The sequence below is a fragment of the Roseiconus lacunae genome, assembly GCF_008312935.1.
In the GTDB taxonomy this organism is placed as follows: Bacteria; Planctomycetota; Planctomycetia; order Pirellulales; family Pirellulaceae; genus Stieleria; species Stieleria lacunae.
Genome location: NZ_VSZO01000002.1, coordinates 22,942 through 34,949, shown reverse-complemented (window position 1 = coordinate 34,949; position 12,008 = coordinate 22,942). Strand labels below are relative to the sequence as shown.

At 55.1% G+C, this 12,008-nt stretch carries 8 protein-coding genes; 7 read left to right on the top strand and 1 reads right to left on the bottom strand.

What is annotated here, in order from left to right; all coding sequences use genetic code 11:
* Positions 1-94: 94 nt before the first annotated feature.
* The 6 genes from FYC48_RS06555 to FYC48_RS06530 all read left to right on the top strand — a co-directional run bounded on the left by FYC48_RS06555 (position 95) and on the right by FYC48_RS06530 (position 9,334).
* Positions 95-1,042: a hypothetical protein gene (locus FYC48_RS06555; RefSeq protein WP_149495908.1), complete on the top strand. Its 948-nt coding sequence runs from the start codon at positions 95-97 to the stop codon at positions 1,040-1,042.
* Between the two features lie 502 nt (positions 1,043-1,544).
* Complete coding sequence (locus tag FYC48_RS06550; protein WP_230778576.1) at positions 1,545-2,420, top strand: ion transporter; 876 nt, start codon at positions 1,545-1,547, stop codon at positions 2,418-2,420.
* A 589-nt stretch (positions 2,421-3,009) separates the two neighbouring features.
* Positions 3,010-5,805 (top strand): AsmA-like C-terminal region-containing protein, encoded by a 2,796-nt coding sequence (locus tag FYC48_RS06545; RefSeq protein WP_160149365.1) that lies wholly within the window; start codon positions 3,010-3,012, stop codon positions 5,803-5,805.
* Between the two features lie 64 nt (positions 5,806-5,869).
* On the top strand, positions 5,870-6,940 hold the full coding sequence (locus tag FYC48_RS06540) for a polysaccharide biosynthesis/export family protein (protein ID WP_149495905.1): 1,071 nt from the start codon (positions 5,870-5,872) through the stop codon (positions 6,938-6,940).
* A 325-nt stretch (positions 6,941-7,265) separates the two neighbouring features.
* A complete protein-coding gene (locus FYC48_RS06535; protein ID WP_149495904.1) occupies positions 7,266-8,723 on the top strand; it encodes an SDR family oxidoreductase in 1,458 nt (485 codons plus the stop codon).
* A 128-nt stretch (positions 8,724-8,851) separates the two neighbouring features.
* A complete protein-coding gene (locus FYC48_RS06530; protein WP_149495903.1) occupies positions 8,852-9,334 on the top strand; it encodes a pyridoxamine 5'-phosphate oxidase family protein in 483 nt (160 codons plus the stop codon).
* Positions 9,335-9,630: 296 nt separating this feature from the next.
* Here the strand turns inward: FYC48_RS06530 and FYC48_RS06525 are convergent, their stop codons facing one another.
* On the bottom strand, positions 9,631-11,106 hold the full coding sequence (locus FYC48_RS06525) for a sulfatase family protein (protein ID WP_149495902.1): 1,476 nt from the start codon (positions 11,104-11,106) through the stop codon (positions 9,631-9,633).
* A gap of 300 nt (positions 11,107-11,406) precedes the next feature.
* On the opposite strand from FYC48_RS06525, the gene frr reads away from it, so the two are divergent.
* Positions 11,407-11,967: a ribosome recycling factor gene (gene frr, locus FYC48_RS06520; RefSeq protein ID WP_149495901.1), complete on the top strand. Its 561-nt coding sequence runs from the start codon at positions 11,407-11,409 to the stop codon at positions 11,965-11,967.
* Positions 11,968-12,008 lie beyond the last annotated feature (41 nt).

The window sequence follows — 12,008 nt, the reverse complement described above, 5'->3', positions numbered from 1 at the left end:
GATCCCGCCCCGGCCCCGTGAAGGTTGACGAGCATCGAATTGCAGAACGTTCGATGTTGAATCACTCACAACCTATCAAATGACGGTCTGACCCATGAAACGACGCCCCTATCAAATCGCAGTCATTGTCGCGTTGGCGGCCGGACCGCTCACGATGACTGGTTGCACGACGCCGACCACGCGTGAAGGCGCAAAGCTTGCCAAGTTCTTCAACACACCCGAGTGGGCGACCAAAGCCCCGTGGTCAAAGAAAGACGACGAGCCACCGAAGCCTTATCCCAATCCATCGAAAGTTGCCGCCACCTGGACGAGCGATGTTTTGGTTCAAGCGGGGCGTACACCGACTCGCGGCTTCGGCGGACGACTGTTTTTCTTCGATGAAAAGTCCAAATCAGTTCCCGTCGAAGGCACGTTGACAGTCCATGGATTCGAAATCGGGGCGACCGGAAAAGACTCTGCCATTCGGCCGTTCAAGTTCACGCCCGAGCAGTTCACCACGCACTTCAGTCAAAGCGATTTTGGGGCGAGCTACAGCGTGTGGATTCCATGGGATGCCGCCGGAGGGATGGAAAAGCGAGTTTCACTGGTCGCGACTTTCCAAACCAAGGAAGGCAAGATTGTCCAGGGAGCGCCCACCACGATTGTCTTGCCTGGCAAGAAGGCACAAGCAGCGATGACCGATGCTTCGTTAGTCTATTCTCCAGAATACCGTCGTCATCTCGATGCGATCGACAACCAAGCGACACGCCCAAGCGGCTTGGTGACGACGACGATTCGGCGTACTCACGCAAAGCTTGAAAACGGCGTTGCGGCACCCATAGAGCCATCGATCCGGAAACGAATCCAGGCGATCGCCGCTGAAACGCAAGCCCTCGCCGCATCGGGCGAAACGCCATCGATCGATATCCCGATGCAGCGTCAAACCCCACAAATTATGGCGGCGAGTGCCGAGATTTCGCGAGACACGAGTCCACGTCAACCGGCGGTACGTCAGGCGTCACCCGCCGCAACAGCCCCTCGCCGAATCAGCATCCAGCCATAACTGGTCGTTATCGACACGCCCCGTTGGCGGCCGCTGTCTCACGCCAAGTCCGCCGAAAGGTTAGCCGATGTCTCTGCAGGTTTGAGACGGGCAGCCCGCTGCTAGTGCCTCGTCCGCCGTTGAAAGGAGGATTAACCGCGGTTTGGTTGCATTAACCGGGGCTAACGCCCGTCGGCTGATTGGCTGAACCCGAGCAGTTGGTGCAGATGGCGCATGAGTGCCCTCGGCTCACCGGGAAGTAAAGCGTGAGCCGACCGAGCTACCGCCGAACTTACGTCGCTAGAACCGAGAAACACCGACGACCGCGGCCTAGGGAACAAATTCGGTGAACCCGCGGCGATCGCCGTCCGGTTAATCGCAAAGCTATACAGATCCGCTCGCACGCGGGCGCGTTATTTCGCATGATCATTCTGCACGGCTAACACGATCCATGAACACACAGAAACCGCGACGGAAGAGCCGAGCGCCGCAACGGCCAGACGGTCCACCGTGGCGGGTTTTGATGCACGATGTCATCTTTGAATCCGATACGCCGGCGGGATGGACATTTGATGTTGGTTTGCTGATCGCCATCCTTTGCAGCATCAGCGTGATTTCGTTGGAAACGATTCCATCGATTGCGAAGCAAGAACTCTTCGTTCTTGAGGCAATCGAATGGTTGCTGACGATTCTATTCTCGATTGAATACGTCGCGAGACTTGTCTGTGCCCGCCACCCGTTGCGATACGCATTTAGCTTCTGGGGCATCGTCGACCTTCTCAGTATTTTGCCGACCTATATCGGGTTCTTCTTTGTCCCGCAAAATCAAACGCGTAGCTTCGCAATCCTGAGGAGTATCCGCCTGCTTAGGGCGTTCCGGGTGCTGAAGCTATGGCGGATGATGAGCGATGCCGACGAGCTCTGGCATGCGGTTTGGAACGCGAGGCACAAGATTATTGTGTTTCTGATCGTCGTCATGGTTGCCGTGACGATTAGTGGGACGCTGATGTACTTCGTCGAAACAATCGTTCCGGCTCTTGTCGCAGGGGTCCGCCCTGAACAGTACGACAGTCGGTTCGATTCCATCCCACAAGCGATGTATTGGGCGATCGTAACGATGACAACCGTCGGTTACGGAGATATTGTCCCGACGACGACGACCGGGAAGGTGATCTCCGCGACCCTGATCTTACTTGGATACAGTCTGATCATCGTTCCGAGCGGCTTCGTCACCGCCGAATTGTCGTCGCGTAGCGAGTCCGAGAAACGGACCGGAGATTCTTGCCCAAGATGTGCGACCGATGAACATTTGGTCGGTGCGATTTATTGCCATCGATGCGGCGAACGATTAGGTCGGAGTCACCAAGACTCTGAAGATCCTCTGAGAAAAGATTCTTAAAAGTTGCCCGAATCGATGCCGAGAATCTTCGTGAATGAATAAAACGTTTTTCAAAAAACGAGCCGAATCGTTCGCATTTTGCGATTGAGTGTCAAAACTGTCCAATCAGGCGGTGGTTGAAAATTCAGCAGACTGTTTCAGATGCAACCGGGAACGTTCCGTTGTGGACTTCGTTTCCCCACGAGAGGATTCACGCTTGCTACGTCGTTCTTCGTCCTGCACCTTTAAAAATGCAACTGTGGTGGGGAACGATAATCCATGGACCGTTTGATAGCTTGCCATACCGTCGGCAGACATGATGAGTGACCTCCAAAAAGGTTGAGTCAAGTGAAAATGTGAATCGTGAAAACGGATCAAGAGAGGGTGCAAACGGTATGCCGAACTTGGCTGCGACGTATCCTTGGCGGAAGCGTAAACTTCAGCGGTTTCGTGAAACATCAACACCCGACCCCCAGCCCCTATGCTTCCTTCGCCACCAAGACCACGACCGTTTCGAGCCGCGATCCTGCTTATTGCGGTCTGGTTATCCGTGGTCAGTCTCGGCCCCGTCAGCCAAGTTTGTGCTCAGCCGGCCGCACCACAGAAGCCAGTGAATCAATATCGTTACTGGACGACAAATTGGTCGTTCGAAGATATCGAAGTCGGCACGCTCGCCGGGCGGTTGGAACGGCTGGGCATCGAGCTTCCAGTCGACGTCGACGGAATCGTCACCGTGAATTTCGAAGTTGGGATTCCGCTCAATGCTCTTCGTACCGGCAAGGCGTATCGAATCGAAGGCACGCTGACGGGACGAAACGTAAAAGCGGATCAACTGGTTCTCGATTCGGTTCGTGCGGAAGTCAAGTTCGATGATGGCACGCTGACATTGCAAAAGCTAGACGCTAAACAAGGCGGCGGAACGATAGCTGGCGATGCGAAGTTCGAGCTTCTTCCGCGCGGTGACTTTTCAGGACAATTACAGCTAAGCCAGTTTCGAACCGAAGCCGTGTTTGATTTGCTCGCGAAATTTGGCGGCAATTGGGCAGAGGCTTGGTCGATCGCGACCGTGGACGGTAAGGTCGATGTCAATGGTCGGACGGATGACTTGAAGATTCCACTGAACTGGAATGTGGCCGGTGAAGTCTCGGCCAACGAAATTCGCTACGGGAAAGAGTTGCAAGTCGACCTTAACGTTCCCGAATTTCGGTTGAAACAACGGCGGGTGACGATTCAAAATACGAGCCTTCGGTCGAGCCAGACGCGGCCATCAGGACAACCTATCTTTCTAGCAAACCTGTCCGGTTCGGTTGATCTTGCAGACACGCCGAAAGTCGACCTTCGTCTGACAGCCGACGACTTACCACTGGGGATGTTCAGCAAAGCGGTCGAAGGGAAAATCGATGTCGACGGACGAGTCCAAGGAACGGTTTCGACCGAGGCAATCAAAAACGACGCGACTGATCCACTTCAGATTAGGGCGGCGATCGCGTCACCTCGTCTTAAAATCGCTGGCTTAGATCTCGGGCGTTTGGAACACGATCTCACATTGGATCGTCAACGTTTTCGGTTGGCTCCTCGTGCCCCGATCGAACCGGACGACACTTCACTCGCTCGCATTCGGTCGTTGTCTGCTCAATACGCGGTCTCGGATGAGCGACTTCAAGTCAATGCGTTCGAAGCCGAATTGTTCCAGGGAAAGCTCAACGGTACGGCAAGCTTAGCGTTGACCTCGCGGGGCCAGCATCAGTTCGACGTGCGCTGGGATGATCTCTCCCCCGAAGTTACGATCACGCTACCGCTTGCGACCAAACCAACCACGCTTGCTGCCACAACGTCGGGAAGATTGAATTGGCGAGTCGAGGCGGATCAACTCGATCAACCGCTGGCTCATCGCGGAGCGGCGATCGTTCGCATCAGCCAACTCACCGCCTCCGGAGAGAGCTTGGGACGGTTAATCGCAGAAGTCAGCGTCGACGGTGACGGTATCGAAGCGGCGGTCGATGGGGAAATCCTTGGCGGCCGGTTGACCGTTCATTCGACGACAACGCCGGACCCACAGGCTTCTTGGGCCGATTTGCTTCGATACACCGTCGTGGATCGTTTTTCTTTAAACGACACGTCACTCGAACAAGCAAGTGTGCTCATGGGACATCAGCGTGGTGTTTATGGAGGACGCCTGGATGTTCAATCAGGCATTGTCGACCTGAACAATCTTCGTGAACCGATCGAAATTCAAGCGGCGCTTCGCTCGGTCCGTATCAGCGGAAAAGAACTTTCGCCGTCGTTGGCTGTCACACTTCGAGTGCGAGACGGCGTCGCAAACATTCAGTCGCTACGCGGCGTTTACGCCGGCGGGCTCCTGACCGGGCAAGGCGTCTGGTCATTTGACGCGGGGATGCCTGGCACGGGCCAGAGAAATATCTCGCTTCGATTGACACGTGCGAAAGGCAGTCAGATCTTGTTGCCGGTCAGTGCCGAAGCCGGTCAATGGTTATCTGGCATTGTCAGTGGACAGGTTACCGTAACTGGGACAGGACAAGGGTTCATCAACAAGCTTCGTGTCACCGGAAACGTTGTCGCCGACAACGCGACCGCGTTCGACCTACCAGTCGGTGACGCACACAGTTCGCTCGTCGTGACCTACGATGTTCCCACGTCGCGATGGTCGGCAAAGTTTCCCAATGTGAAATCGTCACTCGCCGGTGGCTCTGTCTCGGGGGCATTGCGATTGGCTTCTTCGGCGTCGCATCGTGGGACGCTGGATATGGATAGTCGCTGGAAGGTGGCTCACGTCGATTTCGAGCAATTGTTGAGCACTTACGTTGGAACAACAACGATCGGTCAAGGCGACGTCACCGGTGATCTGACGCTCAGCGGTCGCCGGATCAGTGGCGCGCGGCAATTGCGAGGCCAGTTCCGTTTCCGACTTGGTGGCACCGATGCCTCGGCCGTCCCTGGTTTGTCGACTGCGGGCGTCCTTTTGGGCGCGAGTGCACTTGTCGGAACGAGATTTAACGAAGGGATCGCTACCGGACGCATCGCTTCCGGAGCAATCGTTCTCGAAGAAGTCGCATTGGTTTCCGATCGAGTCGCCGTGAAAGCCGAAGGTCGGGTCGGTCTGCTCGATACGCGTATGAACGTTGGCGTTGTGCTTTCGACCGGAAACTTTCAAGGCCAAGACTTGCTAGTCGACTTGGTAGGGCTTTCCGACCTGATCTTTGCCAGCCCGTTCGGCCAGATCAATCGTTTGCTGAGCGATCGAACATTTGTGTTTGAAATTAATGGGACGGCGAGTTCGCCGATCATTCGTCTGCTGCCCGGCGAATCGCTGCAAGCAAACGTCAGGCGATTTGCGGTTCAAGAGTTGATCACGATCACGGTCGCCGACGGATTGTTTTCGAACTGATAAGCTGTGACGGTTCAAACAGCGTTGTCAAATTCTCTGCTGGCAGCGGTCGATCTGATTGAACATGTGCAAAACAATCAATCGAATCGGCCTTTCGGTGTTGTCGTTGTTTCCAATCCTGGCGTCAGCGGGGTGTAGCGTCTTAGGCTTTTCGGCCTATCCGATCGCTCACGTGATGACTGAGGACACGAAGGAAATCTTGGACCAAACCACACGTTGTCCGGATGTGCCACGTGAATTGGCCAAGCAAGTGCGACCGATGCATACGCTCGCACCTGGGGACGAATTGCTGGTCGAAGTTCTCGAAGCCGATGATCTGTCGATTCAACTTCCGGCAGATCAGCGAATCATGGCCGATGGCACGATTGACCTCGGACGCTATGGTCGCGTCGTCGTATCGAGCATGACGATCGAGCAGGCCGAATCGACCGTTCAGGAGATCGTCAGCAAAGCCGAACGCGATTCAGTGCGTGTCAATATTCGATTGATCCAGCCGATCCACCGGTACTACGTCATCGGGGAAGTGAATTCGCCAGGAGCATATTCGTTGACCGGTCATGAAACCGTCCTTGATGCACTCATGGAAGCAGGCGGATTAACGGCCCGTGCGTCGGCGTGCGACATCTTGCTTGCTCGTCCGACGAGTCCCTGCTCTTGTCGTGTGACATTGCCGGTCTGTTACCGTTCGATCACGCAGTTGGGCGATTCGACGACCAACTACCATCTCAAACCCGGTGACCGTATTTTCGTGTCACGGCAATCGTTTTGCGAAGAAATGTTTGCCTACGTCAAGGGAAGCCAAACGTGTGAGCGATGTTGCAAGAAGCAGGTCGCATGCCGAGACGCAAGTTTGATCGAATCGGATGCGTTGGACTTCGTGATGCCAGGTGTCGTCGAAATTCCCCCGGTCGACCCTCCGTCCTATGGAATCGATGGTTCTGCCGGTATCGATGGGGCGCCCGCAGGCGTGGAAAGTTATCAGTTGCAGGATAATCCTCCGCAACCGCAGCAAGCTGACGGACGCGATCGCCGACTTCAACCCTCCAGTGCCGAAGATTTGACCGCGCCGAAGAATCCCCCGCGGAACTTTGATGGGGAGTTGAACTTTGGTGAACTGCTTGATGGAGACGAATGACCGTCGTCCACCGTTAGCGGACGCGCGGAGCGTTTCGGCGCCCCCGGTGATTTGTCTAACCCCATTGTTCGGGTTCGGCTCATTAGCCGACGAGCGTTAGCTCCGGTTATTGCGCTGAAACCGTGGCTAACGCCATGCGGCTAAACTAGTTCGCTGGTAGCGGAACGCGCGGAGCGTTTCGGGAACACCCGTCCGCCGATAGTTTCGGTAAACTCGTTCCGACGTCGCTTATGGTTGCGTTTGTGCGATCAGCGGAAAACTTGAGCGGCGTCCAATCCAGTTGAACGAAGTCGATCGGGAATAGCGTTTGCACATCCAGGCACACATGAACAAGCCAGAAAAAATTCTTGTGTGCGGAGCGACGGGGTACGTCGGTGGCCGATTGGTCCGGCAGTTACTCGATGAGGGGTACGAAGTCGTCTGCTTGGTTCGCAGCCCCGGAAAACTTGCCAAGTTCTCGTGGAACAAGGATCCTAAGCTGCGAGTGGTTGAAGGCGGGATCAACGACGAAGACAAGTTGCGGTCGGCGCTCGAAGGTGTCGACGTGGCTTATTATCTCGTTCACTCGATGCAGTCCGCTGGCGGTTCATACGCCGAGCGTGATCGCGAGTTGGCAACGGCATTTCTGCGAGCGGCCGAGGAATCAAGCTGTCGCCGGATCATCTATCTTGGCGGCCTCGGCGAATTGGGTGAGAACTTGTCCAATCACCTCAACAGCCGACGCGAGGTGGCAGACATTCTGCAGGGCGGAACGATCGAGACGACGGTATTCCGGGCCGCGATGATCATCGGTTCGGGATCGGCTTCATTCGAGACGCTGCGTTATTTAGTCGAACGATTGCCGATCATGATCACCCCGCGATGGGTGACTACGGAAACACAACCGATAGCGATTCGAGACGTGCTGCGCTATTTAGTTGACTGTCTGACGATTCCCGAAACCGCAGGTCGCACGATTGATATTGGCGGCCGTGGTGTCATGACCTATCAGCAGATCATGCAAATTGCGGCAAACAAGCTGGGACTGTCCCACCGCAAGATTTTCCCGATTCCTGTGCTGACGCCGAAACTCAGCAGCCTATGGATCGGGTTGGTCACTCCCGTCAGTAGCCGGATCGCTCGCCCGTTGGCAGAAGGACTGCGGAACCGAACCGTATGCCGTAATGACGACGCGTTGAAATTGATGCCCGGCGAATGCTTGACGATCGAAGATGCGATCGAAGCGGCGATTGGGAGGACACGTGAAGGCTTGGTTGAAACCCGCTGGTCGACGGCAGGCGAGATGCCACACGATCCCGACTGGGCCGGCGGGACGACATTAAAAGACGAACGCAGCGTGATCGTTGATGCCCCCGTCGAAGACACATTTGACGAGATCAAATCGATCGGCGGCCAGCATGGTTACTGGGGCGCAGGACCGCTCTGGACCCTGCGTGGTTGGCTTGATCAACTGATCGGCGGCCCCGGTTTGCGACGAGGAAGGCGGCATCCTACCGAACTTCACTTCGGAGAAGCGGTCGATTTTTGGCGAGTCACCAAGATGACTCCAAATGAGCAGTTGCGGTTGCGGGCCGAAATGTGGCTACCCGGCGAGGCTGAACTGGATTTCGTTGTTTCCAGGACCGAAGAGGATGCCTCACGGATTGATATGACCGCAAGGTTCCGCCCACGCGGTTTACTTGGCTTGGCCTATTGGTACTCCGTTTATCCGCTGCACTGGATTGTGTTCCCTGTCATGTTGCGAGGTATCAAGCGTGCCGTGGAAAAGGACGCGGCGAGCTAAATGGTTTGGCACATTGCTTGCACGCTACCTGTGGAGTGATCGGAAGTTGGGTGCCTTAATCGTGCACGCCAGACTTCTTCGGCAAAAACCTATGCCACGCAGAAACCAAAGCCACAAGGAGCCATGCAATGGATAAGCACGAAAAACTGATCAGTTTGCTAGAAGACTTTAACAACGCCATGCTTGTCACACGAACCAGTGCCGGTGAGTTGGACGCTCGACCGATGGCCATTGCCGATGTAGAGGAAAATGGCACACTTTGGTTCGTAAGCGACCGGAACTCTGGGAAAATTGCCGACCTGATGCTCGATCAAGACGTCGCGGTCACGATGCAAAGTTCCAACAAGTTCGTATCCGTGACAGGAAAATGCCAGGCCGTTGAAGACCGTCAGAAAGTCGATGATTTGTGGAACGAAGCATTCAAGGTATGGTTCCCGGAAGGAAAGTCAGACCCATCAATCATCTTGCTGCGTATTGATCCGGCCCGTGGTGAGTATTGGGATAACTCGGGGTTGCAAGGAATCAAGTACCTCGTCAAGGCAGGTAAGGCGTATTGGCAGGGTGAACGCCCGACGCCGGACGCTTCAATCAACGCTGCTGTGACAATGTAGACGCAAGAGATCTATCATTCGGTCGTCCTCGGTTAGCTTCGAGCCATGTTGCGGTTTGAGTGTCTCGTCAATCTATAAAGGTTGCATAGCCGATCGGCGTCAACTGTGGTGTCTTGGGAATAACCGCAGCGAGTGCCCATCGGCTGAAAATGAACACTTGTGTTTTTTGATGAAATGAAACACTAAGATTTTGACGTTCGTCGACTAACGCGAGCATGAAAGCAATCGATTGGGAGGAGGCGGGATCTGTTCGACTGGACTGAATGCTTCACATGGGATAAGCGAAGCCGATCATGCTATCTCGATCGGTTTGCGTCGACGATCTCGGCGAGTTCCTCGCGAAGTGATGCAAGGATTTCTGGCTGGCGTTCGATCAAGTTATTCGTTTCGCCGAGGTCGTCTTGAAGATGATAAAGTTGCCCGCGGTACGGCTTGTTGCGATCGAGTTTTTTACCGCGGTCACTAAAGCCGCCAGAGCCGTCCCCTTCGATCAACTTCCAAGGTCCGCGTCGATAGGTCATCAAACCGCGACCGCTTTTGAGTGCGAGCGAAGGTCGTCGCGGCCGATCGGAAGGTTTGCCGGTTAATTCGCTCAGGAAACTGAAGCTGTCAGGGCCTGCATCCGAAACGTTCCCCACGCAGTGCTTCGAATCGACCAGCTCATCCATCGTTGCGAGGAAGTCAACGAAGCTGATTAGGGCACTCGACGTTGATTGCGGTTCGACGACACCGGGCCAGCGAACGATCATGGGCATGCGGTGGCCTGCTTCCCAGGCATCTGCTTTCATGCCTCGTAACCCTGCGGCACTATCATGACCGAACTTTTGAACGTCCTTGTCGTACCAAGTCGGGCCGTTGTCGCTCGTAAAAATCACCATGGTATTGTCTTTCATGCCCGATGATTCCAGCGTATCGAGCACCTGGCCGATCATCGAATCGACCATTGTCATGAAGTCGCCGTACATTCCGGCTCCCGATTGACCCTGGAACGCTTTCGTCGGCAACCAGGGAGTGTGCGGCGACGGGTACGCCAGATAGAGCATCAGTGGCTTGTGATTTTCTTGATGCGATTCAATCACACGGCATGCTTCCTCGGTGAATCGTGGGGTGACGTCGACGAGGTCCAACTCCGGAGCAATGCCACCGGCTCGCCAAAAGGCTCCTTGAATTTCGTTCCAGTGCCCGCCGCTTTGATTAGCCTCGATCGATTCAGACGGCGGCGAAATTGCTTCTCGATCGCGAATGTAGAAATATGGTGGAATGTCCGTCGAGGCTCGGATCCCAAAGAAGGTATCGAAGCCCCGGTCGGCCGGCCCGCCTCGGAGTGGGCGGTCGTAGCCTTTCTCTTCAAATCCAACGTGCCACTTGCCAACCATCGCAGTTCGGTAACCGGCGTCACGAAGCAGCGACGGTAGAGTGACTTCGTTTTCCTCGATCAACGGTTGCTGCGACCACTTGCCCACGTTAATCCGGAATGGATAGCGACCGGTCATCAGGCCGTATCGTGACATGTGACAAAGCGGACCTGAAGCGTGGGCGTCGGTAAATTTCATCCCCTCGGCGGCCAGCCGGTCGATGTTTGGCGTAGGGATCTTGCTTTCCGGGTTAAAACAGCCGGGATCGCCATAGCCCATGTCGTCGACCAAAACGATCAGAATGTTCGGCAGTTTTTCGGCAGCCTCGGCGGTAGCGGAGCCGATGGAAGTCAACGCGAAGAGCAGGAAAACAAGCGCAGGCAGAGTATTTAAAGGCAGAGCAATCAAATTTCGCATGGTGTGTTTTGGGGAATTGTTCCAGCCAATCGAATTAGACCTCGCCGAAAATTGCTCCACCTTGCTCGCGAGCCGACATCGTTGAACGCGGCCCCGCATTTTTGCTGGGATTGGCGCCAATGGCACGACGTCGTCGTGTTGGGACCGTGATTTTCGGACGAGGCGCTTAGAAACGCAGAATCAGCCCAAATTGTAAGCTGATCGTCGGCGTGGCGTTTGCCCACCTTCAAACCGGCCTGGAAAAGACGCTAAACTTTCTCGTTCGACACCATTCCAACCTTAAACCCAAGGATGCTCATCATGTCCGCTGAAGAAACTCTGATGGATGCCGAAGAACGCATGGAAAAGGCGATTGCCGTGTTGGGAAACCAACTCTCGGGAATTCGAACCGGCCGTGCGACCCCGGGTTTGGTTGATTCGCTTAAAGTGGAAGCTTACGGTTCGACGTCACCGCTGAAGCAACTTGCTTCGATCGGTGTACCCGAGCCGCAGCAGATTTTGATTCGCCCGTATGACGCGGGGACGATCAAGGATATTGAAAAAGCGATTGTCGGAAGCGACCTCGGCCTGAACCCTCAAAACGACGGCCGGGTGATCCGACTGAACGTTCCCGCCTTATCGACTGACGTGCGAAAGAAAATGGTCTCTCGCATCAAGGAACTCGCCGAAGACGCCAAAATTTCGATCCGTAACATCCGTCGCGATGCGAACAAGCAAGCCGACCAGTTGGAAAAGGACAAGGAGCTGTCGGAGGATGATCGCGACAAGACGAAAGATGAAGTCCAAGAGTTGACCAAGAAGTACGAAGAGCAGGTCAACGAATTGGCGAAAACGCGTGAAGCCGAGGTTATGGAAAGCTAATCGCGATGCCCTCGGGCCTTTTTCCAGATCGAATTAGGAGT